Annotated in this window: 24 protein-coding genes; 16 read left to right on the top strand and 8 right to left on the bottom strand. The window is 59.3% G+C overall.

Annotation, left to right across the window (positions count from 1 at the left end):
- Position 1 precedes the first annotated feature (1 nt).
- The 6 genes from H9S92_RS21825 (at position 2) to H9S92_RS21800 (ending at position 7,429) form a co-directional block, all read left to right on the top strand.
- Positions 2-886, top strand: a complete 885-nt coding sequence (locus H9S92_RS21825) for an NAD kinase (protein ID WP_187468832.1) — start codon at positions 2-4, stop codon at positions 884-886.
- A gap of 757 nt (positions 887-1,643) precedes the next feature.
- Complete coding sequence (locus H9S92_RS21820; RefSeq protein WP_187468831.1) at positions 1,644-2,552, top strand: hypothetical protein; 909 nt, start codon at positions 1,644-1,646, stop codon at positions 2,550-2,552.
- 284 nt (positions 2,553-2,836) lie between these two features.
- Complete coding sequence (locus H9S92_RS21815; RefSeq protein ID WP_187468830.1) at positions 2,837-3,388, top strand: RNA polymerase sigma factor; 552 nt, start codon at positions 2,837-2,839, stop codon at positions 3,386-3,388.
- Positions 3,389-3,390: 2 nt separating this feature from the next.
- A complete protein-coding gene (locus tag H9S92_RS21810; protein WP_187468829.1) occupies positions 3,391-5,034 on the top strand; it encodes a hypothetical protein in 1,644 nt (547 codons plus the stop codon).
- A 36-nt stretch (positions 5,035-5,070) separates the two neighbouring features.
- Positions 5,071-5,691 carry a hypothetical protein gene (locus H9S92_RS21805; protein ID WP_187468828.1) on the top strand — a complete coding sequence of 207 codons (621 nt, stop codon included), beginning with the start codon at positions 5,071-5,073 and terminating at the stop codon, positions 5,689-5,691.
- Positions 5,692-5,833: 142 nt separating this feature from the next.
- Positions 5,834-7,429, top strand: a complete 1,596-nt coding sequence (locus H9S92_RS21800) for a M28 family peptidase (protein WP_187468827.1) — start codon at positions 5,834-5,836, stop codon at positions 7,427-7,429.
- 115 nt (positions 7,430-7,544) lie between these two features.
- Here the strand turns inward: H9S92_RS21800 and H9S92_RS21795 are convergent, their stop codons facing one another.
- Positions 7,545-9,341, bottom strand: coding sequence for an ABC transporter substrate-binding protein (locus H9S92_RS21795; protein ID WP_187468826.1), 1,797 nt, complete (start codon positions 9,339-9,341; stop codon positions 7,545-7,547).
- Between the two features lie 170 nt (positions 9,342-9,511).
- Here H9S92_RS21795 and H9S92_RS21790 point away from each other — a divergent pair, with 170 nt between their 5' ends.
- On the top strand, positions 9,512-11,227 hold the full coding sequence (locus H9S92_RS21790) for an ArnT family glycosyltransferase (RefSeq protein WP_187468825.1): 1,716 nt from the start codon (positions 9,512-9,514) through the stop codon (positions 11,225-11,227).
- On the opposite strand, the gene H9S92_RS21785 is transcribed toward H9S92_RS21790, so the two are convergent.
- Positions 11,220-11,741, bottom strand: coding sequence for a GNAT family N-acetyltransferase (locus tag H9S92_RS21785; protein WP_187468824.1), 522 nt, complete (start codon positions 11,739-11,741; stop codon positions 11,220-11,222). The genes H9S92_RS21790 and H9S92_RS21785 overlap by 8 nt on opposite strands.
- Positions 11,742-12,017: 276 nt before the next feature.
- On the opposite strand from H9S92_RS21785, the gene dinB reads away from it, so the two are divergent.
- Positions 12,018-13,151, top strand: a complete 1,134-nt coding sequence (dinB, locus tag H9S92_RS21780) for a DNA polymerase IV (RefSeq protein ID WP_187468823.1) — start codon at positions 12,018-12,020, stop codon at positions 13,149-13,151.
- An 8-nt stretch (positions 13,152-13,159) separates the two neighbouring features.
- On the opposite strand, the gene H9S92_RS21775 is transcribed toward dinB, so the two are convergent.
- Positions 13,160-14,239, bottom strand: a complete 1,080-nt coding sequence (locus H9S92_RS21775) for a DUF4837 family protein (RefSeq protein WP_187468822.1) — start codon at positions 14,237-14,239, stop codon at positions 13,160-13,162.
- Positions 14,240-14,639: 400 nt separating this feature from the next.
- Positions 14,640-15,611: an AAA family ATPase gene (locus H9S92_RS21770; RefSeq protein WP_187468821.1), complete on the bottom strand. Its 972-nt coding sequence runs from the start codon at positions 15,609-15,611 to the stop codon at positions 14,640-14,642.
- A 129-nt stretch (positions 15,612-15,740) separates the two neighbouring features.
- On the opposite strand from H9S92_RS21770, the gene H9S92_RS21765 reads away from it, so the two are divergent.
- The 3 genes from H9S92_RS21765 to H9S92_RS21755 all read left to right on the top strand — a co-directional run bounded on the left by H9S92_RS21765 (position 15,741) and on the right by H9S92_RS21755 (position 18,725).
- Positions 15,741-17,141 (top strand): amidohydrolase family protein, encoded by a 1,401-nt coding sequence (locus H9S92_RS21765; protein ID WP_187468820.1) that lies wholly within the window; start codon positions 15,741-15,743, stop codon positions 17,139-17,141.
- A 196-nt stretch (positions 17,142-17,337) separates the two neighbouring features.
- Positions 17,338-17,949 (top strand): type IV toxin-antitoxin system AbiEi family antitoxin domain-containing protein, encoded by a 612-nt coding sequence (locus H9S92_RS21760; RefSeq protein ID WP_187468819.1) that lies wholly within the window; start codon positions 17,338-17,340, stop codon positions 17,947-17,949.
- Positions 17,946-18,725, top strand: a complete 780-nt coding sequence (locus H9S92_RS21755; RefSeq protein WP_187468818.1) for a nucleotidyl transferase AbiEii/AbiGii toxin family protein — start codon at positions 17,946-17,948, stop codon at positions 18,723-18,725. Before H9S92_RS21760 ends, H9S92_RS21755 begins: the two co-directional genes overlap by 4 nt.
- 18 nt (positions 18,726-18,743) lie before the next feature.
- On the opposite strand, the gene H9S92_RS21750 is transcribed toward H9S92_RS21755, so the two are convergent.
- The 4 genes from H9S92_RS21750 to H9S92_RS21735 all read right to left on the bottom strand — a co-directional run bounded on the left by H9S92_RS21750 (position 18,744) and on the right by H9S92_RS21735 (position 21,195).
- The gene (locus H9S92_RS21750; protein ID WP_187468817.1) at positions 18,744-19,172 is read right to left on the bottom strand and encodes a VOC family protein; all 429 of its coding nucleotides are present in this window, start codon (positions 19,170-19,172) and stop codon (positions 18,744-18,746) included.
- A gap of 80 nt (positions 19,173-19,252) precedes the next feature.
- A complete protein-coding gene (locus H9S92_RS21745; protein ID WP_290283709.1) occupies positions 19,253-19,810 on the bottom strand; it encodes an RNA methyltransferase in 558 nt (185 codons plus the stop codon).
- Between the two features lies 1 nt (position 19,811).
- Positions 19,812-20,231 (bottom strand): acyl-CoA thioesterase, encoded by a 420-nt coding sequence (locus H9S92_RS21740; RefSeq protein WP_187468816.1) that lies wholly within the window; start codon positions 20,229-20,231, stop codon positions 19,812-19,814.
- 97 nt (positions 20,232-20,328) lie between these two features.
- A complete protein-coding gene (locus H9S92_RS21735) occupies positions 20,329-21,195 on the bottom strand; it encodes a sigma-70 family RNA polymerase sigma factor (RefSeq protein WP_187468815.1) in 867 nt (288 codons plus the stop codon).
- Positions 21,196-21,388: 193 nt separating this feature from the next.
- On the opposite strand from H9S92_RS21735, the gene H9S92_RS21730 reads away from it, so the two are divergent.
- The 5 genes from H9S92_RS21730 (at position 21,389) to H9S92_RS21710 (ending at position 26,478) form a co-directional block, all read left to right on the top strand.
- On the top strand, positions 21,389-21,769 hold the full coding sequence (locus H9S92_RS21730) for an START-like domain-containing protein (RefSeq protein ID WP_187468814.1): 381 nt from the start codon (positions 21,389-21,391) through the stop codon (positions 21,767-21,769).
- A 165-nt stretch (positions 21,770-21,934) separates the two neighbouring features.
- Complete coding sequence (locus H9S92_RS22740) at positions 21,935-24,772, top strand: PD-(D/E)XK nuclease family protein (protein WP_187468813.1); 2,838 nt, start codon at positions 21,935-21,937, stop codon at positions 24,770-24,772.
- 98 nt (positions 24,773-24,870) lie between these two features.
- Positions 24,871-25,344: a DUF6428 family protein gene (locus tag H9S92_RS21720; protein WP_187468812.1), complete on the top strand. Its 474-nt coding sequence runs from the start codon at positions 24,871-24,873 to the stop codon at positions 25,342-25,344.
- A gap of 69 nt (positions 25,345-25,413) precedes the next feature.
- Complete coding sequence (locus H9S92_RS21715; RefSeq protein ID WP_187468811.1) at positions 25,414-25,746, top strand: ArsR/SmtB family transcription factor; 333 nt, start codon at positions 25,414-25,416, stop codon at positions 25,744-25,746.
- A 99-nt stretch (positions 25,747-25,845) separates the two neighbouring features.
- Positions 25,846-26,478, top strand: coding sequence for a low molecular weight phosphatase family protein (locus H9S92_RS21710; protein ID WP_187468810.1), 633 nt, complete (start codon positions 25,846-25,848; stop codon positions 26,476-26,478).
- The last annotated feature ends 48 nt before the right edge of the window (positions 26,479-26,526 follow it).

Genomic DNA, 26,526 nt, shown 5'->3' with positions numbered 1-26,526 from the left:
TATGCAGGTAGTCATTTACAGCCAATTGTTGAAGAGTGAAGACATTCCTCACGTCCAGCAACTTTTTGATCTATTGGCTACCGAGGGTTTTTCTACCTACGTCTACGGTCCTTATCTGGAGGAAATTCGTCCGCACATCGTCTTTAAGCGCGATGTGGGAATTTTTGAAAGCCACATCGATTTCCGGCTCAAGCGCTTCGATATGCTCATCACCCTGGGGGGCGATGGCACCATTCTCAAGGCGGCTACCCTCATCCGCGATTCCGGAATTCCTATTTTGGGGATTAACCTGGGGCGACTTGGGTTTTTGGCCCGGGTGGAAAAGACCAAACTGGAGGATACCTTGCGCCTGCTGGCCCGGGGGCGCTTTGAGACGGAAACCCGGGATATGATTTACCTGGAGAGCAACATCCCCTTGTTCAACGAAACCCCGTATGCGCTCAATGACTTTACCCTGCTCAAGCGGGATACCTCCTCGATGATCACCATCCATACTTACATCAACGGTGCCTATTTGAACAGCTACTGGGCCGACGGTATTATCGTAGCCACCCCGACGGGGTCTACCGGGTACAGTTTGAGTTGCGGGGGGCCGATCGTTTTTCCGGGGTCGGGGAATTTTGTGATCACCCCCGTCGCTCCCCATAACCTCAACGTACGGCCGATTGTGATTAGCGACGACTCGGTCGTCAGTTTTGAAATAGAGGGGCGGGCAGAAAATTTTCTTTGTACCCTCGATAGCCGCTTCGAGACCATTACTTCGGCCCATAGTCTGGCCGTACGCAAAAATGCCTTCGGGCTCAACCTGGTTAAATTGGCGGGGATTACCTTTATGGATACGCTGCGGTCTAAACTGGCGTGGGGAGAAGACCGCAGAAACCATTAGGCGGTAACTTCCGGACTTGATCGACGTGCACTACGACAAATGAGCAATCCCACAAAAGTACCGGTGGCCGGGCGGTTGTTCTTCTGCATTTTAAAGTCCGGCGCCGCACCCAGCGGGCGTGGAGTAAGACCGCTTACACTTCACCCAGTCTTTATTCTTTCCGGTTCTCGACCACTTAGCCAATCATCGCCTGGCACTTTATCCGCCCGGATGGTTATTTTATCGATGGGATAAGACCTCTCTCCCGCCCGGGCAAATAGTCCTTACCTGTCCCGGCGGTGTCGCACAAGCGCACTCTTTCCTGGTTGCTAAACGCATATAATCACTCGCCTGGGCGCTTTTCCCTGACCTTCTTCAGCTAAAATTGGCCTTTAAAAAGCAGTCGGGGAGGCAGCGCATTAAGCCAGCAAAAAAAATATGCAAAGAAATGTTGGTGTTATGTGCAACGTTCATACTATCTTTGTAGCGGAAAGAAAATAAACCCCCAAGATTTTGTTGACTTAGCTAAGAACAAAGAGCCGGTTCGGGCGCTTATCTAATGTAAACCAATAACATTGAACCTTCCGACTTACCTGATCTCCAGCTGCCTGTAAAGGTACCTGCATACCAAATACACCCTGCCTTTTCGAAGGCAGAGCCTTTATTAAGGCTGGAGAAAGCGGCTTAGCCGGATTCAACACTAGTGAAATCATTTCTAAGCCACCCTTCCTATCGGCGAGGAAATCGACCATATTAGTTTCTCACTCAAAACAGTTAAATGTCAAATTTAGAGAAAGAGGTAAAAGACCTCATCAGCCGCTTCGATGCGGCAAAAGATGCCTTCATGCATAATTCTGCTGACGTAAAGCAGCTTACTAAGGCGCACAAGAAGGAACTTAAAGCAGCCAATGCCGCTGCCAAGTCTTACCGGGTCGAAGTGGAAGCACTCAAGGCAGAGTTGGCCATCCTCCAGATGGAGCTTGATGCGCTGAAGGGCAACACCTCCGCTCCGGCGGAGACCAGTGAGGCTCCGAAGGCCAAAGCTCCGAAAGCTCCCAAAGCCAAGGCCAAGGGCAAGCGTGGGCGTCCTAAAAAGACGGCCGCTCCGGCTCCGGCTGAAACGGAAACTGCCGAGACGGAAGCTCCCGTTGTTCCGGTTACCCGTGGTCGCGGCCGTCCGAAGAAAAATGCTTCCGGCACCACTGCCACCAAAAGTAGCCGTGGCCCCGGACGTCCTAAGAAAGACAGTGCACCCGCTCCGAAAGGCACGCGCGGCCGTGGTCGCCCCCGCAAGAACGCTCCCACTGCCGCTGAGGAAGTAATGGCTACCGACGCGACCGCTACGGAAACCATGACCACCGAAGCACCCGCTCCGGCAAAGGCTACCCGCGGCCGCAAGCCCGGTAGTGGTAAGAAAACGGCTGCTGCGAAGAAGCCCGCAGGTACGAAAAAAGCTGGCCGCCCCGCGAAGGAGAAACTTCCCCCCAGCCCCCTGCAGGCAATTGCTGGAGTAGGCCCCACTATGGCTGCGCAGTTTGAAGCCGCTGGCGTAAAGACCCCCAGCGCCATGTCCAAACTGTCTAACGTCAAGATGACGGAAATCCTCAACCAGTGTGGACCCCGCTACCGCAACCCGACGCCAGAGAAACTTGCTGCGCTGAAGGCCGCTGCTGCTGAGGCGAAGTAATACAAGTAGTACCTCGCTAAGAGAAATGGACCGTGCCGGCTTTGCGCCGCGCACGGTCTTTTTTTTCGTTGCCCTCCTTTTGCGGAACAACTTTACGCCCGTGCCCCCGCTTTGCTCCGCTCTTCCTTACCCTGCACCCGCGGCCGCGCCCGGGTATTAAAAATCGTCCGCCAACTGCGAATACCGTAAATAAAGGGGGGCAAAGCAGCGGAGGAAAGGCAAAAAACGTTTACTTTACGGTCTTTAAGCGCGCTTTGGCTGCTACCACTCATATCCTTTCGACCATGGATTACACCTTAACTATTCACCAGAACGAACAGCAGTTTATCGCTGCCCTGGCCCGCGGCAACCGCGAAGCCCAGCGCCTGCTCTACGAAGAATACTACGGTACCCTGATGTCGATCTGCCAGCGTTACGCCGGTAGTGACGACGAGGCCATGGACTTGCTCCACGAGAGTTTCATCAAGATTTTTAAGAAGATCAGCCACTACGAAAGTGGGACGGCGCTGGTGGCTTGGATGCGCCGTATTACGGTAAACACGGCCATCGATCAATACCGTCGTAATGGCCGCCGCCGGACGGAAGACCTTGATAAAGCGTACAACGTAAGCACCGACGCCCCCGACATCTTTGCCCAGTTCGGCGCCCGGGAGATCCTGGCCGCCGTTCAGCAGCTTCCACCTACTTACCGGACGATTTTCAACCTTTACGTAGTGGAAGGCTACAGCCACCGGGAAATCGGGGAGCAGCTCCAGATCACCGAAAGTACCAGCCGCTCTAACCTGGTGAAAGCCCGGGGAAAATTGCAAAAAATGCTCACCTCCCTAGGCCGATAACCATGACTTCGCGCAACCAGGACTTCGATGCTTTGGTCCGGCAGCAGCTCAAACAGTTGCCAGATCTTCCGCCCAGTGGGCCGGGCTGGCAGCGCCTGGCCGGGGAGTTGGATGCCGACGATTACCTCCGCCGAGCCCTCACGGGGCCCGCGCTGGCCAGCAACGAAGCTACCGGCTGGGCGTCTTTGGAGCGCAAGCTGGACGTCTTCGCCGCCAGCGACTCGCAGCTGGCGGCCGGGCTCGACGGCCTGCGCCCGGCCGTTGCCCCCGGCAGTTGGGACTTACTTGCGGCCCGCCTGGATGAGGCAGACGAGGTAAAAATTGATGCCCTGCTGGCCGACCGGCTGGCCCGGAATACGGCTACCGGTAGCAGGGGCTGGGCCGCCCTGGCCGCCCGCCTTGAGCTGATCGGGCAGCGTCGGGAATTGGTTGCCGCCTGGAAAATCACCGAGTTTTCTCTGCTCCTGAGCCTGCTTTTACTTTTCCTTCGTTTTGGTGGCTTGCCCGATGGGGCTGGCCAGCCAGTACCGGCGCTGGCCGCAGCGCAGGATATTGCTTCGGTTGCACCCGCCGTTGGTCTTTTGCCAACGCTTGCTGCTGCTCCCGTCCCCGAACGCCCCCAGGCCCTTACCGGCAATTCTCCTGAATTGCCGAAGCTTAAGCCTGGTCCTGGACTACCCGACGCAACAGTGCCGACTGCGGTCCGACCGGAAGCGAGCAGTGCTCCTCTATTCCCGGATGCCAACGAGCAAACAACGGCAAGGGACGTTCCTGCGCCAGCCGCTGAGCCGCTTCTGGCCGACGTCAGCCCCCTGGCTACGCTCGAGTACGGTGCCCAACGCAGCCTGATGCTGCCCAGCCCGGCCCTACGCCTGCCCGCCCAACCGCGTGCAACGCCCATCCGCTACTACCTGAATGTCTTTTTCTCGCCCGTCGACTTTAACCAGGTGGTCACTCCCGCAACCCAGTTTGGAGATTTTGACGTGGACAGCGACTCCCGCCTGGCCCGCGGCACGACGGCTGGCCTGCTCCTGGATGCGACGAGTGGCAAAAACGGTTTACAGATCGGGGTCATTTACAGCCGCCGCGCTTACATCCCCACCGCCCTGAAGTGGTATTTGCAGGAAGATTACCCCCTCATTGAGCCCGTTAAAGGCTACAGCCGCTTCATCCACCACTCCATCATCTTCCCCTTCAACTACCAGCGCACCCTGCGGGAAAGTACGGATTGGCGCCTGACGGCCCAGGTGGGGATGAGCATGAGCGTGATTGCTAACTCCACTTTTTACATTCCGGAAGGGGGGCAAGACCTGGTGGAAGCCTTCAACAGCACTACCGGGCGCTTTGACGTAGACCCCCCGGAAGCCGACGGCAAGCGCTCGCCGAGCTACCAGAGTTCGCGCAAACTGACCGACCCCGAGCCCGGCTGGCTCGAAGGCGGATCTATGCTGACCAACGCCAGCTTCTACCTCGGCGGTGGCATCACCATCGAGCGGACCCTCTCTCCCCGCTGGAGCATTTACGCCGCCCCCACCTTCGGCCGCGTGATTTACCTCGATGCCGAGCGGGGCATCGGCCCGTACAACGACCGCATCCATACGACCAACGTCCGCCTCGGCAGCCGTTACCTCTTTGGACATAAATAGCGAACCACCGAAAGATTCGGAAGCTTTACTCATCTGATGACTGATTTTCGCCTGCTCAGCTTACTGCTGTTTTTCCTCGTTGCCCTCACTGCCTGCGGCGGATCCCCCGCAGAGGTGGTGTACGACCGCCGCTACCTTTCGGACGCCGATCGCGCCCAGCAAATCGAGCAGCTCCGGGCCCAATCAACCGGCGAAATTCTGGACACCTACGTGGGCACACTCGGCGAAGAAGATTACTTTATGGTTTTGACCCGGGAATATGACCCTGCCACCCACTATTCGGGCATTTACCTACGGCGCTACCGCCTGGCCTTTCCAGCGGCGGAGCTGCTCTGGACTTACCAGGATTCCCTGGCTTGTCAGGCCACCGAATCGGGTACGGAGGCGGCGCGGCCCGCAGGTGCAGGGGACGTCTTTAACCGCACGGCCAGCCTCGCCCCCGCTCCGTGGCTGGAGCCCTCCGCGCTACACTTTCTCCTGTCCTACCAGCTGAAGTGTGGGGAGGAGGAAGCCAGCCAGTCTCTGGTCTTGGTCAATCTCCTTTCCGGGACTCCCGATCTCCGCCTTACGGGCGATGCTGCCGGGCCCCTCGAAGGGGCAGACCTCGTGGGTTTGCCCGAAGACACCATTGGCCGCCTGTTGGCCGCCTGGCATTGAGGCCACCGCTGGAGTCAACCTGCCCGCCACTGCGGCGTTGTCTACACCGTACCCACGCGCGTTGGGGATTTCGTCTGGCGGCCCTGCGCAGGGTGGCAAAACAAATCCCGGTGCGCATCAGCATTCAAAAATCATGCTCCGTATGCTTCGTTACTCTTTTCTGTTTGTGGTGCTGGCCTTCACCGCCAGCGTATTTGGCCAGTATGCCCCCCAGCAGCTTTTTACCACGGATGATGAGGCCCGCGCCCTGGCGGCCACCATTACGGTGGAAGACCTCACCCGCCACCTGACCATCCTTTCGGCCGACGATATGGAAGGCCGCGAAACCGGCGAACCCGGGCAAAAACGGGCAGCCGAATACCTGCGCGGCGAATTTGCCCGGCTCGGCCTGCCCACCATTGGCGAAAACAATGGTTACTTCCAGCGTATCCTCTTTACGCGGCAGATGTGGCAACATATTGACCTCCAACTCGACGGCGAAAGCCTGCGGCACCTCTGGGAATTTGCCAGCGCTCCTTCGCAAAACGCGGGGCGCAGCGCGGTGGACATTGGTGAACTGACCTTCCTCGGCTACGGCATTAAAGATGCCGCTTACGATGACTACGCCGGGCAGGACCTGCGGGGAAAGCACATCATCATCCTCTCGGGCGAGCCCCAGGACGCCGCCGGGAATTACCGGTTGAGCGGTAATTCCAGTCCCTCTGAATGGTCGGCTACCGACCAACGCAAGCTCAGCGTTGCCCACGAAGCAGGCGTAGCCACCGTCTTCATCATCGATGCCAATTTCAAGGACAACGTTCGGGCCATCCGCCAGGAAACCCTCGACGGGCGGATGAAAATGGCCGAAACCACCGAGGCGGAACGGCAGGCGGCCAACGTCGTTTACCTCACCCCCCAGCTCAGTAAGAAAATCATGGGCCGCGCCGCCAAGAAAGTGGTAAAAGCCCGGAAGAAACTCGAAAAGTCCGGCAAACTCAAGCCCGTAACCTTTCCCGTTGCACTCCGCCTCACCCAGGAGAAAAGTGTAGAAGAACTGGTGGGGGAAAACGTCCTGGGCTTCGTCGAAGGAACGGACCCCCGCCTGAAGGATGAAGTCCTCGTCGTCAGTGCACACTACGACCACATCGGCCGCCGCGGAGACGTGATCTTCAACGGGGCCGACGACAATGGCTCCGGCACCAGCACTGTCCTGGAAATCGCCGAGGCTTTCGTAAAAGCGAAGGAAATGGGCAAAGGTGCCCGGCGCAGCGTCTTGTTCCTGCTCGTAAGCGGTGAGGAAAAAGGCCTGCTGGGCTCCGAGTACTACGCCAACCACCCCATCTTCCCTCTGGAAAACACCATTGCCGACATCAACGTCGATATGGTCGGCCGCGTCGATGAGGCTCACGAAGACAATCCCAACTACATCTACGTAATTGGCAGCGACCGCCTGAGCAGCGAACTCCACGCCATCGGAGAGCGCATGAACAGCACCTTCACACAATTGGAACTGGACTACACCTACAACGCCGAAGACGATCCCAACCGCTACTACTACCGTTCCGACCATTACAACTTCGCCGAAAAAGGCATTCCCAGTGTCTTTTTCTTCAATGGTACCCACGCCGATTACCACCAGTCTACGGACACGATCGAGAAAATCAACTTCAAGAAGATGGCCCTCGTCGGGCAGCTCATCTTCCACAACGCCTGGCAACTGGCCAACCAGGATCGCCGCATCGTCGTGGATGTGAAGTAAGGCTTAGCTGCTGCTTTTAAATACGAGGGGCAGTGAGGGTGCACTATTTTTTAGTGCACCCTCACTGCCCCTCGTAATTTTTCGTCCTCGTGGTGGAAAAAGGCGGTTCAAATCATTACTTCCCCTGATTCCATTCCTCCTGCGCCAACGCATTGAAGCTGACGTTGGGGGCGATAGATTTCGCCTCAAAGTTGAAGCGTTTGGATACCACCACGCGGTCTTTGGGCGAGAAGAGGAAAACCATCGGTTGGTTTTCGTAAACGATTTCCTGAAAACGCCGGTAGAGGGGAGCGCGGCTGGCGTCGTCGAGAGTTACGCGGATTTTCTTGATGAGTTGATCGGCCTCGGGGTTGTTGAAGCCGCCGCGGTTGGTGCCGTTCGGGGGGACGGAAGTCGAGGCCCACACCTGCGTGAAGTCGTCGGGGTTGGGGTCGAAGCCGAAGCCAGTCAGGGCCATGGCGAAATTGCCCTTGTTCAATTCTCCGTAGAGTGCGCGAACGTCCTGACGAACGACACGAATGTCTACGCCCACGGCCTTGGCCCATTCGGCCACGAGGGTACCTACTGATTCGCCGGCGGGGGAAGGGAAGATGAGGAACTCAAAGCTGAGTTCTTCGCGCTTGCCGTCGATTTCCTTATCAACCGTTCCATCGCCGTTGGTGTCGGTCCAGCCCGCGGCGGAGAGCAGCTCTGTGGCGCGTTCGGGGTTGTAGGGGATGAGCTCGAGGCCGTCGTGGTAATAACTCTTGGCGGGCAGAACGGGGCTGGCGACCCGTGTGGCCAGGTCTTTGGAAAAGATTTGCTCAATCATGGCGTCAATGTCCATCAGGTAGGCCATTGCCCGCCGGGTTTCCACTTCGCGGAAAAGGGGGTTTTGCTGATTGAGCAGAATGCTGAAGTATTTGAAGCTGGGGACGGCCGAGAAGCTGTAGCGTTGTTGCAGAAATTCGTCGTTGTGCAATTCCTTGAATTGGTCAACGCCCATATCCACTACCACGTCTACGAGTTCATCCCGTAGGGCGTTGGCCATCGTGTTGTCATCGGGGATGATCTCGAAGACGATGCTTTCGGGGCGGGCGGCGAGCCATTCCTCGTTTTTTTTCATCCCCCAGTAGTTCGGCTTTCTCTCCAGGGTGATGCGTTGGCCTTCTTCCCAGCTGACGAGCTGGTAGGGGCCACTGCCCACCACCAGTTCGGGATCGTGCCCCCGCTCGGGGGCGCTGAAGAACTCGGCGAAGGCCTTCAGGTCGGGGTCACTTTCGGCCAGTTTTTCAATTTTAGCGGCGTTGGTGAAGTCCGTAAGCGGCACCTTGCGCAGGAGGCCTTCGGGGTCGTAGGCGTACTCGGGGTAGATGGTCAGGCTGCCCAGGGCTTGTTCGGCCAGCAGGTAGGGGCCGCTGGTCATCACCTTGAAACGCTTCTCGTTATTGGGGGAGGTGACGATGTTGGTAACCGCAGCGTAGTAGGGGCGGTAGGCACCGGACGCAACCAGGGGGTGCAGGACTACCTTGAGGCTGAAAATGACGTCCGTTGCCGTAATGGGCATTCCGTTCGGCCAGGTGGCTTGTTCGTCTAAGACGTAGGCATAGGCCACGCCTCCATTGGCCTCTTTGCTGATATCGGCCACACTGGCCAGGTTGGGTACTTGCTCGTAGGTCTGGGGGTGCTGACTGGTGAGTGTCTGGAACACCATCTCACTCACGTAGCGTGCGGAGGCCTGGGTGGAGAGGATGGGGTTGAGGCCCGGTGGCTCGGTCCGGATGCCGATGCGGACGGTGTTGTCCGTGCGCTTGAAACTAAGTGTTGAGGGATCGACCGTAGCGGTGGCTTCCGTGCCCGCAGAGTCAGATTCTTTGCACAACGTGAGTAAGCCTCCCGCCAGCAGGAGACAGAGGAATAGACGTAGGTTCATGCCATTAAATGTTGGTAGGTAGAAAAACTCTCGGCCGCTAAGATAAGTGCTAGTGGGGGAACGCGGGCCGGATTCCGTTCCCAATTGCTTGGGGCACCTGCGTGCGGCAGCAGTCTCTCCCCCAAGTGAGGCGTACGACGTGCCGCTGGGGGCACTACCTTTGCCCCACGATGCATACTTCCCGCCCCGCAGTGTCCCCCTACTGGTTGCTCCTGGCCTGGCTGGCCCTGGCCTTGCTCCAGGCGGCCTTCTCCCCGCTGGATGCCGACGAAACCTATTACTGGATGTACGCCCAGCGCCTGGACTGGGGCTACTTTGATCATCCGCCCGCCGTGGCGCTGTTGGTCAGCTTGGGTAAAGATTGGTTGCCGGGGGCCCTGGGGCTGCGCTTCGGGCACGTTCTGGCCTCCACCGCCACAATTGTCGCCCTGTGGTATTTACTGGATCGGCCGCGGGGAGCAACGCTTTGGCTGGCCGCCGCCCTGGTTTTTGCCCAGCCGATGCTCAACGTCTACAGTTTTATTGCTACCCCCGATGGGCCCCTGCTGCTCTTTACCGTCCTTTACCTCCTGGCCTACCGCCGTTTTTTGACCGCGCCGACCTTGGCCAACGGAGCCCTCTGGGGCATTACCATGGCCGGAGCGCTCTACAGCAAGTACCACGGGGTGATGCTGATCTTTTTCAGTGTGTTGCCCCACCTCCTTTGGCTGCTCCGCAAGCCGGGGGCCTGGCTCGCCGCCCTCGGGGGGGCCGCCTTGTTCATCCCCCATCTCTACTGGCAATACCTGAACGATTTTCCGTCCTTCCGCTACCACCTCAGCGGCCGCAACGACCCCTACGAATTGGCTTTTACCTTGCAGTATCTGCTCAACCAGCTGGTCATCTTCAGTCCGCTTCTCCTGTGGTATTACGTCCAGACTTTTTGGAAAGACCGCAGCCAGGACCGTTTTGACACCGCCAACCGCTGGCTCGTCCTCGGCTTCCTGCTCTTTTTTCTCTACACCACCCTCAAGGGCAGTACCGAGGCCCAGTGGACGGCCCTGCTGAGCATTCCCCTCGTTTACCTCACTTTCCGCGCCGCCCGCGACCGTTTTTCCGCCTGGCAGCCCCGCCTGCAACGGCTGGCCTGGATTACCGTTGGCGTTTTGCTGCTGGCCCGGATTTTCCTCGTGATGCCCCGGGATTGGCTGCCCTTCGCCAAGCCCTTCGACCACCAGCCCTGGGTGGAAAGACTGGCCGGAATTGCCGATGGCCGCCCCGTGATTGTCCAGAACAGCTACCGCCTGGCTTCGCTCTACGAATTTTACGCCCAACAGCCCGCCTGGACCTTTACCGATGTTTTCTACCGCCGCAATCAGTACGACCTCTGGACGGCCGATTCTACCTTCCACCAAGGCCCCGTTTTGGTCTTGGGACAAAAAAGCTGGAGCAAAGCCGATACCGAGGCCTTCCGTACCCAGGACCGCGATATGCGCATTGCGGCAGTGGAGGAATTCCAGGTCGTCAAAGGCCTCCGCCTCGCTCCCACCGAGCCGCTGCCCACCACCCTGCGGCCCGGCGCACGCTACCCCCTCACCATCGAGGCCTCCTTTCAAATGCCACCCAGCGCCGGGATGATTGACCTGCGGAAAGGACTTCCCCTGGAGCTGTTCGTTACCTTCCACTACGCAGACACGATGATTTTCTGGAAGCTGACCCCGCCCGCCACTTCGCTCCTGCCCCGTAGCGCTACTACGGTCCTGCTCAGCGGAGCATTGGAACTGCCGCAGGACTTACCCGCCGGCGCAGTCGAAATCGAATGGGGGCTCGGGTACGAGGGGATGTCTCCGCTGCGGGGCCAGAGCGAAAAAACGGCCCACACCGTCGTTGGCCAACCCCTCAGGTAAACGCTGCCATGTCGGCAAGCCTCCAGATCATTTGCAGAGCGGGGGTCTGGTTGCCGGCGGCGAAGTGCTGGACTTCGGTGCGGCCCGGCCGCCCACCCAGGCTTTCGTAAACCCGCAGGGCCGGGGTGTTGACCGTGAGCACCCACAGGTAAATATCCCCCCCGGGGGCGTGCTCGGCCACGCGGGCGGCGCTGCGTTGCATCAGGCGTTTGCCGATCCCCTGGCCCTGGTAAGCGGGTGAGACGTGGAGATTATCCAGGAGGTGACCGTCTTGGTCATGGTCCATAAAGACACAGCAAAATCCCTGTAATCCGGTATCGTCTTCGGCTACGGTGACGATCATGCGGGGGTTGGGAACCGCAAAGCGCTCCCGCCAGGTGGCCAGGCGTTCGGCCGGGGCCTGCTCATCGAGGTAAGTGTCCGAAAAAGCACCCCGGTAAGTGCGTTGCCAACTGGCGGCGTGGAGAGCAGCGATGGCGGGTACATCGGCGGAAGTAGCGGAGCGGTAGTGCATGCAACAAGAAAGTGGATAGGTGGTAACGCAGCCAGGGCAGCAGGGCGCGGCCGCAGGATGCAAAGAAAAGACAAAGGGCCATGTTCGCCAACCACTCCCCAGTCAAAAGCTACCGAAAAATAAATTATTTAACACATTTTGTTTGCATTGTAACTTCCGAAGCCCGTTGTTTGCCACGGTTTGTTGTTGCTGGCTGACTTCCCCGGCACCTGCGGCCGCGCCCTTTTTATTTTGCCCAGTTGCAGCACGGGCTGCGGCTACTCCTCACGAAGACACATGTACCACAAAGCCATTCTGCACCTCGATCTGGATACCTTTTTCGCCTCAGTGGAAATCATGAAAAACAGTCGCCTGGCCGGTTTGCCCGTGGTGGTGGCCGGGCTTGGCGGGCGGAGCATTGTACATTCCTGCAACTACGAGGCCCGGCATTTCGGGATCCACGCGGGGATGCCGCTGTCCCTGGCGCTGCGGCGCTGCCCCGGTGCCAAGGTATTGCGCGGGGATTTTGAGGACTACGAAAAGTACTCGGGCATCGTCACGGAGATCATCGCCGAGGCGGGACCCGTTTTTGAAAAGGCGGCGCTGGATGCTTTCTACCTTGACCTTACGGGGATGGACAAGCACCTGGGGTGCGTGCGCTGGGGGCAGGAGTTGCGGCAGCGGATCAGCCGGGAGACGGGCCTGCCACTTTCTGCGGGCCTGGCGGTAAACAAGCTGGTGGCCAAGGTGCGGGCCAGCGAGGCCAAACCCAATGGCTCCGGCTGGGTAGCCGAGGGTGCTGAGCGGGCTTTTTTAGCGCCGCTGCCCGTAGGTAAAATTCCTTCCGTAGGCCGCGAAACGGCCCGCAAGCTGAGCCTCCTCGGCATCCGGCAGACGGGAACCCTCAGCCAGGTGCCCGTGGCCCTCCTCGAGCGGGAGTTCGGCAAGCCCGGCCGGGAGCTGCACCTGCGCGCCAACGGCATCGATCACCGCCCGGTAGTGCCCTACAACGAACGCAGCTTCTTCTCTTCGGAACACAGTTTCGATACCGACACCATTGAGGTGGAAGTCCTGCGCCGCTGCCTGCGCGACCTGACCATGCGCCTGGCTTTTGACCTGCGGCAGGCCAGCAAACTTACCGCCGCCATCACCGTCAAAATCCGCTACACCGACGGCAATACCTACACCCGCAGTCGCCGGCTGCCCTACACCGCCCACGACCAACAGTTATTGCCGGCGGCCGAGCAGTTGTTCAGCGAACTCTTCACCCGCCGCCAGTGTATCCGCCTGCTGGGCATCCGCTTCGAGCGCCTGGCGGCCGGGCACAGCCAACTCGACCTCTTCGCTGATACGGCCGAAGACAGTGCCCTGTTGCAGGCCCTTGATAAAGTCCGCAAGCGCTTTGGAAAAGATGCCGTGGGCCGTGGCTAAGGGAGGTCTTACTGCACCTCGGCGGTGAGCAGGACCTGCTGGAGTTCGCTCATCAGCTCGCGTTTTTTCTCGCCGGGAGCCAGGACGAAACCATCGATCAGAACCAGTTGGCGATCGGCCTCATCATTGATCAGGTAGGAGAGGAAGGGGCCCGCCTGGAAGTCGTTTTCCATCTCCCAGATGCCCCGGCCTTCGATGGCAAAAGCACCGTTGAGTTGGGTCGATTCGGTGAAGAGAGGCAGGTCGGAGTCGTTCACCTTCATATAGGTATTGCTCAGGGTAGAACTGATGTACTCGCGGCCGATCTGGTCGCGGATCTCCTTGAGGCCTTCTTTGGTGAGCTGCGATTGCCGTTCGTAGGGGACGCGGGTGACCATAATGTTGAGGCTCCCGCCCTTGGTGGATTTGCGCAGCCAGGCAAAATCGCGGGCGTCAATGGGGACGAGTTCGTAACCGCCGGGAATGTCGATCCGGGCACCGCTGCGGACGGCAACGGTATCACCCAGGCGGCGGTCGATGCCCTGGAAGTAGGTGGTAACTTTGACGCGCTCATTTTCGCGTTCGGCGATGCGTTTGACGACGGCGGGATAGGTAACGCTGAGGCCATCGAGGAGTTCCTGGCGGTTGCGGCCCATCAGGTAGACGAGTTGCTGGCCGGTGGCCCACTTGTTGCGGGCTACGGCGGAGCCGAAGCCTTCTTCGCGCACTTGCTGGATCTTGGCGTCGTTGAGGTCGGCAATGACCATTTGGGTGGCCGGGCTGTTTTCGTCACTCAGGTCTGCCAAGACCAGGTAGTTGCGGAGTTCGCGGAAGGTAGGCTGGCTGCTGAGCACCCCGGGCTCGATGTGGCGCACGTCGAAGATGGGCTCCGGCTGGGGCAGGATGATGTAGGGGGACTCGAAGAAGTAGGCCACCGAATCCCGCGCACCGTTCATCCACAGGGAACTATCGGCCACCACCGTGAGGCTGTTGATGCGGCCAAAAGCGGAGGGCGTGGGCTGCAGGGTTTGCTGCATCTCATCCCCGCAGGAAAAAGCTACGCTGCCGAGGAGGAGGGCCAGGAGGTAATTGAAGAACCGTTGGGTCATAACTAAACAATCTATCTTACCTCAAACAGATGATGTCACGCAGGGTTGTGGTGGGCAGCCGTCGGGATTTTAACGCTACGCTCACACTTGGCCGCCGGGGAGGGGGGACGCGGATGCTTGCTTACCCGCCAACTGGGTGGTGCCCTTAGAACTAGGCTGTCTAATCTAATGGGTTTAACCCGTACGCGCTTTAGGGGCCTAGACCGCCTAGGTTGAGACCCTCTGGGTCGATCCAGCTAATCACGGTGCCCCCCTAGGTTGAGACCCTCTGGGTCGATCCAGCTAAGTACATTGGCGTATTCTCCTACGACCCAGAGGGTCTCGACCTATTAAGCGCTTGAGCCTCCCCGGTTGGCCAAAGTGAGTACGGCTGCGGCCTGGCTAATTAGACAGCCTACCCTTAGAACAGGGACTCGATGACGTTTTCTTCCGTAATGCCCTCGGCTTCGGCCTTGTAGTTGCGGACGATGCGGTGGCGCAGGACGTACTTGGCGATGGCCTGCACGTCTTCAATATCGGGGCTGTACTTGCCCGAGATGGCGGCGTGGCACTTGGCCCCCAAGACGAGGTACTGGCTGGCGCGCGGACCGGCCCCCCAGCTGATGTAGTTGTTTACCTCATTCGTAGCGCGGGGCGTGTTGGGGCGGGTCTTGGTGGTGAGCCCTACGGCGTATTCCAGTACGTTGTCGCTTACGGGGATTTTGCGGACGAGCTGCTGGAAATAGAGGATTTCCACGCCCGTCAGGATATTGCGCAACTGTTGAACCTGGTTGCCGGTGGTACCCTTTACGACGGCGATCTCCTGTTCGTAGCTGGGGTAGTCCAGCGGAATGTTGAACATGAAACGGTCAAGCTGCGCCTCGGGCAGGGGGTAGGTGCCCTCCTGCTCAATGGGGTTCTGGGTGGCCAGTACGAAGAAAGGCGCGGGCAGTACGTGGCGGACGCCGGAGACGGTGACCGAGCGCTCCTGCATGGCTTCCAGCAGGGCGGCCTGGGTCTTGGGCGGGGTACGGTTGATCTCGTCGGCTAAGACGATGTTGGCAAACAAGGGTCCGCGGTTGAACTCAAACTTGCGGTTGTCGCCCAGAATTTCGGAGCCGGTGATGTCGGTCGGCATCAGGTCGGGCGTAAACTGGATGCGCTTGAAATCCAGGTCGAGTACCTCCGAAATGGTAGAGACCAGCAGCGTCTTGGCCAGGCCGGGAACGCCCACCAGCAGGGAGTGTCCGTTGGAAAAAAGGGAGATCAGTACGGTTTTGACTACTTCGTCCTGGCCGACGATGACTTTGCCGATTTCGGCGCGCAGATCGCGGTAAGCTTTTGCTAGGGCGTCGACGGCTTCTACGTCGGACTTAAACTGGGGTACTGCCATGGGGGATTCAAATGAGCTCCAAAGGTGGTTAAAATGCGGGACAATGAGAAATTGTTCGGCTGGGTAATGCCGATTTGCTACTTTGGCTACGCTTATTGCCTGCTTACCAACGAACGGAACACTCAACTTATGCGTCATTTTTACCTCCCCCTGCTCCTTATCCTTTTCTTCGGCACCTGCGGCCGCGCCCAGCAAGAAATACCGGGCAGCAAAACGGACCCGCCAACCAGCAATAAAGTCAAAGCCCTGGTGGGCGGAACCCTCATCGATGGCTTCGGGGGGACGCCGCTGCGCAACAGCGTGATCCTGATTGAGGGCGAGCGCATCAAGGCAGTGGGCACCCGCGCCGAGGTCCCTATCCCCGCCGGGGCCGAGATCATCTCCACCGAAGGGATGAGCGTGCTACCGGGGCTGTGGGACATGCACGTGCACCTGATGATCAACGGCCACAGCGACTATGGGTACTGGGACAGCGTGATGCCGCCCTACCTCGAAGAGATCATCATGCCCGCCAGCGCCAAGCAATTGTTGATGGCCGGCGTCACCAGCGCCCGCGACCTCGGCGGGCCGCTGCGGGAATCGCTTTCCGTCCGCGACCGCATCAACAAGGGCGAACTGCTGGGCCCGACGCTCTACGTTTCCGGGCCATTTTTGCAGTACGCGCCTTACCCCGGGACGGAAGATTTTCGCTGGGCGGTGCAGTCCGTCGCCGAAGCCCGCGCCAAGGTCAACCAGCTGGCCGACGCCGGGGTAGATTGCATCAAGGTGGTGGACCAAGACCAGATTCCGCTGGATGCCTTCATGGCGCTCGTTGATCAGGCCCACCGGCGGGGGCTCACCGTGGTGGCCCACAGCCACCGGCCGGAGGAGATCCGCCGCGGCCTCCAGGCGGGCGTCGATTGCTTTGAGCACACGGGCCTGAGCTCCGCCCCCGGCTATCCCGAAGACATCCTGGAGATGATCCGCGAACGCACCGCGCAGATGAACCTGGGGCCACTCTACTGGACGCCCACCGTGGAGGGCTTGTACAACTACGAGTACACCCGCGATAACCCGGAGGCGCTGGACAACGACTGCTGGCACGAGGGCCTCACCCCCGAAATTATTGAAGACATCCGCGCCAGCCTCCACCGCCCGGGGCAGCTGCCTTACTTCCAGCTTACGCCCATCCGCCGGCCCACGCTGGAGCGCAAGGTGAAAGAATTGAGGGACGCCGGGGTAGTGCTGTTGGTGGGCACCGACTCGGGCATCCCCATGAAGTTCCACTGCCAAAGCACCTGGAATGAGCTGGACGTGTGGACCAACGAATTTGACATTCCCAGCATGTACACCATCAAGGCGGCCACCTACTGGCCGGCGAAGATGATGGGGGTGGACAAAGATTACGGCACGGTATCGGCGGGCAAATTTGCCGACATCATTGCCGTCAAAGGAGACGTCTTGCGCCACATCGCCCTGCTGCAGGGTGTGGATATGGTGATGAAGCACGGCAAGGTGGTGCGGGCACCCCGGCCCTTAAAGGGGGAGTAAAGGGCGCGGCCGCAGGTGCTCCCCCCCGACCCCCCGAAGGGGGGAGTTGGTTCGCCCCCCAACCCCCACAGGGGGAGCAGCAAGGCAGGACCTGAGAAAGCTGGTGGCTACACCGGTGGGTCAGGTGGTGACGATTGGCTGGGTGGCTGGGAAACTATTTCCTTTTTTCAGCCGTTAACTGAAAAAAGGAAACGAAATGAGTAAGTACGTATTTCCTGCGGAGAAGACCTTCATCCGCCCGGTAGACCTTCGTAAGCGCTACGGGGAAAACTACGATCCCAACATCTTCAAACGCTGGCAGCAGGAAGGGAAGATAGAAAAGCTGCGCAATGGCTTGTACCGGAATACGGCCGACCCTATCCGGGGAGATGTGGACAGATTTGTGGCCGCGGGCAGAATGTACGAGCCTTCCTACATCTCTATGCACAGTGCGCTTCGCTACTATAATTTCATACCGGAGATGGTCTATGCCACTACGTCAATCACCACGCAAAAAACAAAGACCTTTCATAATAAGCTGGGGCGTTTTTGCTACCAGACGCTGAAACCGGAGCTATTTTGGGGCTACAAGACAATCGCTTGGCACGGTGGCTATTTTAACTTAGCCACGCCCGAAAAGACACTGCTGGATTTTGCCTACCTGAACCCCTGGTTTTCTGACCCTGATTGGTTGCTGGAAATGAGATTTGACCCGGAGGAAATGATGATGACTTTGGACATGGGCCTGCTGGTGTCTTATGCGAAAGCGGTAAAATCTCAGACCCTGATTGACCGTATTACCGCACTGCGTGAAACTTATACGCTATGATCTTTTTCGATGATATTCAGCGCTTTTATCCCGACGATTTACACAACCGGGGAGAACATCTGCTCAGGGAATACTTACAGTACGAAATCCTTAAACTGGTCTTTGAAGGAAAATACGCACACCGGTACACGTTTCTGGGTAGTACCTGCCTGCGGGTCTGTTACGGTACCCAGCGCTTTTCTGAGGATATGGACCTTAATGGCGCAAACCTCACCGAAAAAGAGTTTGAGGCTACGGCTGCTTCCATCAAGCAGGGATTAGAGCGACTGGGATTTACCGTTACCATCAAATTTGCTTACAAAGGGGCGTTTCACTGCAACATCCGCTTTCCCGCTTTGCTCTACCAGGCTGGTCTTAGTCCCCATAAGGAAGCCCGTTTGCTGGTGAAGATGGATACGGAAAAGCAGCACTACGACTACGAGCGTAAGCTGGTAGAAATAAATAAGTTTGGGGTTAAAGTGGACGTACTTGCCGTTCCGCTCGAGCTCCTGGCGAGCCAGAAAATTGCTGCCATCATGGGCCGCAAGCGACCTAAGGGCCGTGACTTTTTTGACCTGACCTGGATATTAGGACAAACTACTCCTGACTATGGTTATTTGGACGTCCGATTTCAAGTGACCACTGCGGAGGGGTTGCGCAGTATGGTGGCCGCCCATATTGCCGCTTTTAATTTCGAAGAACTGGCCCAAGATGTTCAGGACTTTCTGTTCACCCCAGAAGACATTGCGGCGGTAGCGCACTTCCCGGATTTCTGGCAGCACGCCAAGCTGGGGTAGCGGTGACCCGGTGAGGCATTATCCATTCAACTGCTTAGCGAACAGCCGCGAAATGTCCTTAAATGCCTTGAACTCGAGGGCATTTCCGGCGGGGTCGTAGAAGAACATGGTGTTTTGCTCTCCCGGCAAGCCCTGAAAGCGCACGTAGGGCTCGATCTCGAACTTGACGCCGTGGCCGCGTAGCCGCTCGGCAAAATCTTCGAACTGTTGCCACTCCAGCACTACGCCGAAGTGGGGGACGGGCACGTGCTTGCCATCCACCTCATTGCGGTGATCGGGGGCCTCCTTTTTGGGCGCCAGGTGGGCAACGAGCTGGTGGCCGAAGAAGTCGAAGTCGATCCACTCCGCGTCCGTGCGGCCTTCGGGGCAACCGAGGATGGTGCCGTAAAAATGACGGGCGGCTTCGAGGTCGTCAACGGGAGCAGCGAGGTGGAACGGTTGGAGCATGGTAAGTAGCGAAAGGTTTAGTTGTGCTGACGAAGGTACACTGCCCAGGTAAAAGGGCCAACGGAAATTTATGGCTTATCTTATCCCGCCTGCCAGCCCGCCTTCCCCCGCAGCCGGGCGCTCAACTGGTACACCGCCATGCCCGTTGCCACCGCCACGTTGAGGCTGTGCTTGGTGCCGAACTGCTCGATCTCCAAAGTCCCCGCGCAGTGCTCGAGGACGGACTGGCTGACGCCGTTGACTTCGTTGCCGACGACCAGGACCAGCATTTGGTTCGCAGGGGGGATGAAGGCGCTCAGTGCCGTGCTTTGCTCCGTTTGTTCCAGACCCTGCACCTGCGCTCCGGCGCCCCGCAACTCCTGTACGAGGGCTTCTGCGTCGGGGTGGTAGCTCCAACTGACGGTTTCGGTGGAGCCCAGGGCGGTTTTGAGAATGTCGCGGTGGGGCGGGGTAGCGGTGATGCCGCAGAGGTAGAGGTGCTGGAGGGCGAAGCAGTCGGCCGTCCGGAAAATGCTGCCTACGTTATTGGCCGAGCGGATGTCGTCTAAAAGGAGCGTGAGGGGAATCCGATCGCTGCTTTGGAACGCTTCCGGGGCCAGCCGCTCCAATTCGTCCATGGTTTTTTTGCGGTACTTCACGTCAGGCCAGTTTTTCGATGGCGGCTACCCAGGCGGCGGGCAGGGGGGCTTTTTGCAGGAGGGCGTAATCGTAAGGCACGATGATTTGCTGCGTGATGGCGGCGATGCGCTGGTGTTGCTCCGAGAAAATGGCCGTTTCCAGCGTAAAGCGGTCGGCGCTCACTGCCGTTGCCCGCACTCCCAGTACGGCCGTATCCGGGTGGGTCATGGGAAAGATGTACTTGGCGTCTTGCCAGGCCAGGATGGGGCCGATGCCACCGGGAGCAAAGCTGGTGTTCATCTCCATAGCCTCGAAGTAGACTACGCGGATCGTCTCCGCCCAGCGGAGGTAAATCAGGTTATTGATGTGCCGCGCCTGGTCCATATCCCCCCAGTGGGTGGGGTAGCGCGCGGTGATTTTGAAGTCGGAAAGGCTGAGCATGGCGGCAGGGGCTAAGAGCAAGAAAAAAAGCCACCGGTACCTCGGGGGGTAGCGGTGGCTTTACCGGGCGGGCCCGGGTGCGTGGGCAAGGTGCCTACTAGTTCCCCAGGTAAGTCTTGAGCAACTTGCTGCGGTTGGCGCCGCGGAGTTTGTTGATGGCTTTGTCTTTGATCTGCCGGACGCGCTCGCGGGTGAGACCGAACTTCTCGCCGATGTCTTCGAGGCTCATGGGGTGTTCCACGCCGATGCCGTAGTAGAGCTTGATCACGTCGCACTGCCGCTCGGTGAGGGTGCCGAGGCTGCGGTCGATTTCGCGGCGCAGGGATTCTTTGTACTCCAGGGAAGAGTCGGTGCCGGGGCCGGTGTTGGCCAGCACGTCGAGCAGGCTGTTGTCTTCGCCTTCGACGAAGGGAGCGTCCATGGAAACGTGGCGGGCAGCCACGCCGAGGGTGGTTTCTACCTCGTCGGCGGCAATGTCAAGCTCCCCGGCCAGTTCTTCGCTGCTGGGCTCGCGCTCAAAAGCTTGCTCCAGGCGGCTGAAGGCTTTGTTGATCTTGTTCAGGGAGCCCACCTTGTTGAGGGGGAGGCGAACGATGCGGCTCTGCTCGGCCAGGGCCTGGAGGATAGACTGCCGGATCCACCACACGGCGTAGGAGATGAACTTGAAGCCCCGGGTCTCGTCAAAGCGCTGGGCAGCCTTGATGAGGCCCAGGTTGCCCTCGTTGATGAGGTCGGAAAGGCTCAAGCCCTGGTTTTGGTACTGTTTAGCTACCGAAACGACGAAGCGCAGGTTGGCTTTGGTGAGCTTTTCCAGCGCGACCTGGTCCCCCTGTTTAATACGCTTGGCCAGATCGACCTCCTCCTCGGGCGTCAGGAGATCTACCTTGCCAATCTCTTGGAGGTACTTCTCGAGTGACTGACTCTCACGATTCGTGATCGACTTGGTAATTTTAAGCTGTCTCATGCAGGAGTAACGTTTTAGAAAGCGGGCGCAAAATTAAGGCTATTTTCACTAAGAATCAATACCTTACCGTCCAGAATTGCGAACTGACATTCTACCAACACCCTGTTTGTGCAATAGGTTGGCGGTAAAAAGAATTTTGGTACTCTCATTTTTATTGCCTTATTTGGCCGCGCTCACCCCCCAACCCCCTGACATGGAACGCGTTAAGTTTACAGCGGAATTCATCTTCCGCGCCTCTCCAGCCATCGTTTACCAGTTCCTGACGGACCCTGCCTGCATCACCCGTTGGTTTTGCGAGGAAGTTGACGTGGTGGACCAGACCTACACCTTCATCTGGAACGACTCGGCTGAAATCGCTGAGCTCATCGAAGACAAGGAGGGCGACCTGGTGCGCTTCGTCTGGGAAGACGCCGAGGACGAGGACGAGTACCTGGAGTTTGACATCAGCAAGAGCCCGGTCACCGGCGAGACCATTGTTTACGTGACCGACTTTGCCGACCACGACGAGGTGGATGACCAGCGTTCGCTCTGGGAAACCCAGCTGGCGCGTATGAAAGCGGAAATGGGCGGTTGATTTTATCTTTCTGGCGCGGCCGCAGGTGCTCCCCCCCGGCCCCCCAAAGGGGGGAGTTCGGACGAGGAGCAAGGTGGAGGAGGACGGGAAGTTGCTCCTTCCACTTGCTAGTGTGCCCGTTGCCATTCTTGCCCACCAAAACCCACCAACGCCATACTGCTTGCCGTGCGCATACTCTTAGGACTCAGCTTTGCCGATCAACAATTGCTGCCCGCTCCGCCTGCGGGGCCGGAGGGGTACGCCGTGTTTAGTCCGGCGGCGTTGCTGCGTTACCTGGAGACTTTCTACGCTCTGGGTGCTCCGGCCATCAACCGCACGGCCCTGCGCACGGAGCAGTACCGGCAGCTGCTTACCCTGCACCTGGGCCTGGCCGCCGCGCCCCCCTTTTACGAGGCCGCCTTCCGCGCCGATGAGTTTGCCACGGCGGCCGAACTCCTCTCCCGGCGCGATGAACTCCTGGACGCTGGCTACGCCCTGGCCCGCTCTCCCGCAGCAGCGGTGCCCCCGCGCCTGTTGGTGCTCCACGAACTGGAGGCTTTGTTGCTGGACGATACTTACACCCTCGACCTGCTGCCCGGCCCCGCCGACCGCCTGAACCTGCTGCTGGGGGCCCTGGGCGAAGACCGCCACCCCCGGCTCTGGATCGGCCTGAACGAGCCCCGCCCACTCCTGCCCCCCGGTCTGCGCCGGCTCCTCGATCGCCTGGAAGCCCGGGGCGACAGCGTAGAACAACTGCCAGAACCCGTTCCCACGGAAGAGGACCACGACCTGGGCCGCTGGCAACACTGCCTGACGACTGGCCAGCGCAGCGACACAACGTTGCAAGGCGACGGCAGCCTGGTCTTGCTGCGAGCCGAGCGGGAAACCCACCTGGCCGCCTACGTGGCGCGCCTGTTGCGGGACCAGCCCGACTGGCGGCCCGGTGCCCTGCTGACGGTACGGAACCAGACCCTGGACAATGCCCTGGTCAGTGAAGGTCTCCCCAGCCTGGGGGTGCCATCCACCAGCCTGGCCCGGCCGAGTTTGCAGGTACTCAAGCTCGTTACCGCCTTCCTCTGGGATCCCCTGGAGGTAGACCGGATCATGGAATTCGTCAGTCTGGTCACCAAGCCCCTCCACTGGCGGCTGGCCCAGCGCATTGCCACCTACCTGGCCGATACGCCGGGCTTGTTCGGTCCCCGCTGGTTTGCCATGATTGAGGGCTTTTTTACGGAGATGCGCGAAGAGCGGCAGTGGACACCGGCGCGGCTCAAAGACGTGCGCGACCAGTACGAAAGCTGGTTCCGGCGGCGGCGCTACCCCCGCAGTGGGCGGGTACCGAAGTTTGACCTCCGGCAATTGTTCGTCGAGTTGCGGCAATGGGCGATGGACGAGCGCAACGAACTGCGCAAGGAAGACGTGCGCAAAAACCGGGTGGTGCAGGACTACGCCGGCCTCCTCGTTTTGGCGGCGCAGGCCCAGCGCGCCACGGAACTGCTCGACGCCCAGCCCGAAGCCGATTTGGGTTTTCTGGAGATCGAGCGCCTCATCCGGACCGTCTACGAACCGGCACCAACGCGGTTTCAGCCCCGTGAACAGGGCTCCCTTACGACGGTCTTTGCACCTGCATCCGTGCAAAAAACACCCAGCGGGGCGGCGGCGGAAGAAATCCTGTGGTGGGACTTTGTGGAGCACGAGCCCGACTATTTTTTCAGCCGCTATTACCCCGACGAGCTGGCCTGGCTGGCCGCGCACGACGCCGAACCCAACGGGCCCCGCCACCAAAACGAGTTGGCGCGCTGGCAGCAGGCCCGGCCCATCCTCCACGCCCGCCGCCGCCTGGTCCTTTGTCTTCCCGCCCGCGTCGATGGCGAGCCGGTGGAGCCTCACCCACTGCTGGGCGACCTGGAAGCGGCCTTTCCCCCCGGAGCGCTGGCCCGGATCACCGTCGATGTCGATGCGGCCGAGGCTGCAAGCACCCTGCTGGGTTCCGCCACGCCGCAGTTTGCGCCCGTGCCCCTGGAACCACTGGACCGCCCCCGCGCCCAACTCCACATCGAGCGCCTTCGCAGCAGCCCCGAGCGGGAATTTGAAACCCCCACGGCGCTGGAAGACTTACTGTACTACCCCCACAAATGGGTCTTCCGCCACTACCTCAAACTTAAAGGCACCCCTATTTTGTCGGTTGCCAACGAAAACCGCCTGCGCGGCAACCTCAGCCACCTCTTCATCGAGCGCCTCCTGACGGCTATTGGCCCCGACCCCGCGAAGATGAACCGAACTTTTGTGCGGGAGTGGATCGATGAGCACTGGCGTGGCTTGCTGGAACGCGAAGGCGCCGTCCTGCTGGAATACGGGCAGGAGCCGGAGCGCGTGCAGTTCGTGCGGACGATGCACTACGCTGCCTGGTCGCTCGTCCACTACATCCAGGAAAATGGCTGGACCATCCGCAGCTCGGAGCAAACGCTGGAGGGGGACCTCGAAGCCATGGGCCAGTCCGTACGCGGCCGCGCCGACCTGCTGCTGGAGCGCCACAAAAACGGACGGCCGGAACTCTGTGTAGTCGATCTGAAATGGCGCGGAAAGACGGTCTTCCGCAATCTCTTGCGCAATGCCAAAGACGTACAGCTGTGCCTCTACGCCGAATTCATCACCCAGAACAAGGGCCGGGGAGAAGACGGACAGCCACTGTTTCCGGCGGCGGCAACGGTGCACACCGCCTACTACATCATCCGCGACGCCGTGATGCTGAGCCGCAACGAACTGGCCTTTGCCAACATCGAAACCGTGGCGGGCCAAGACGAGGCCCGGGTGGTGCAACAAGAGACCCTCCGTAAAATTCGCACGACCTACAACTGGCGCTGGGAGCAGTTCCGGGAAGGAACCGTAGAGGTGCGCTGCGCCGCAACGCTGGGGGCACTACAAGACGCTTACCTCGATCTCGACCACGGCGCACTACTGGAAATGGAGGAAGAAGACGCCCGCTTTGACGACTACGGCTCGCTGATCGGGCTGGTGGTTTGAGCAGGAGGCAGGGAGAACATTTAAGGAGAATCACGACCCCGGAATAAAAAATACGCATGGGCTTGTTTCTTTCATAGCTTTATAGCTATATTTGCAGCATGAAAATCAGCGCACTCAAAAACTTCCTTGCGGATAAGCAAGAACTGGCCATCACCCTTCCCAACGGAACGTTCGTCCCGAGTCACTTTCACGTTACTGAAGTGGGGGAAACGACCAAGCACTTCATCGACTGCGGCGGCACGGTACGGCTCGAAAAAGTGGCTACCCTCCAGCTGTGGAGTGCTACCGATTATGACCATCGCCTGCTGGGAACGAAATTTCACCACATCATTAGTTTGGCAGAGCGCAACCTCGGCCTGGGCGACCTGGAAGTACAGGTAGAGTTCCAAGGCCAAAACACCATCGAGCAGTACGGCCTGGAAGTGGTGGGCGACGGCCTGGCGCTGGTGGGGCAACTGACGGATTGCCTGGCGAAAGACAAATGCGGCATCCCGGCGGAAAAGCCTAAGGTGTCCATCAAAAACCTCGCGGTGGGGGCCAGCACTTGTGCACCCGGCAGCGGTTGTTGCTAGCAGCGACGGTACTTTTGCGGGCGTCCACCTTATCCTGGCGTTGCTTAGCAAACTACAATTACCAAGACCATGGGGCTTACTAAGGCAGAAAACTATACGCAGGCGCAAAACGAACTGGCGGTCATCTACAAGGCTCTCGGGCACCCGGCCCGTATTGCCATCATCCAGCAACTGCTGGAAGTCAATTGCTGCATTTGCGGAGACTTTGCCAAAGAGATTGAGCTGGCCCAGCCGACCATCTCCAAGCACCTCCAGGAACTCAAGGCCATCGGCATCATCCAGGGCACCATCGAAGGAACGAGCGTCAATTACTGCATCAACGCGCCGCGGTGGCGGGAAATCCAGGCACTCTTCAACCAACTGTTTAACACTTACGTCCTGGACCGGGACTGTCCGTGCTGATTCTGCGGTGCTGCTGCGGGCAATGGGGTGGGCCTCACTACCCTGGGATTGGTTCCTTCGGGGGGGATTGTCATCTCCTGGCATTGAAAATGGTCAGCTATGAAAAACCAGTTCTACCCCGCCTTGGAAGCCTACGTGGCGGAGATTATTGCGCAGGCCAGCCAAGTCCCCGCCGAGCGCCAGGCTTTGCTGCTCAAACTCAGCGATTACCTTCGGCGAAACGCGGAGAAGACCGTACAGCTCAATTTCATCTGTACCCACAACTCGCGGCGCAGTCACCTTGGCCAGGTTTGGACTGCGGTGGCGGCGGCGCACTACGGCCTGGAAAACATCCGCTGCTATTCCGGTGGGACGGAGGCTACGGCCTTCAATCCCCGCGCTGTGGCGGCCCTCGAGCGGGCGGGCTTCGTGATCGATAACCCGGGCGGAGAGAACCCCCGCTACGCCGTGCACTTTTCTGAGGACGCCGCGCCGGTCATCAGCTGGTCCAAGACCTTTGATGACCCCGCCAACCCGACTGAAGACTTTGCCGCCATCATGACCTGCTCCGACGCCGACGAAAACTGCCCCTACATCCCCGGTGCAGCCTTCCGCTTGCCGCTGACCTACGACGACCCCAAGGAGGCAGATGACACCCCCGAGGAAGCGGCGCGGTACGACGAAAGGGTGCAACAAATTGGTCGGGAAATCTTCTTTGCCGTGAAAAACAGCCTGGGCGAGTTGGCGGAATAAGGAAAAGCAGAAGGTCCACCGGCCCCCTGAAGCTACGGTGGGGCCAGT

Origin of the sequence: Neolewinella lacunae (assembly GCF_014349155.1) — a bacterium.
In the GTDB taxonomy this organism is placed as follows: domain Bacteria; phylum Bacteroidota; class Bacteroidia; order Chitinophagales; family Saprospiraceae; genus Neolewinella; species Neolewinella lacunae.
This window is presented reverse-complemented; position numbering and strand designations above follow the sequence as displayed.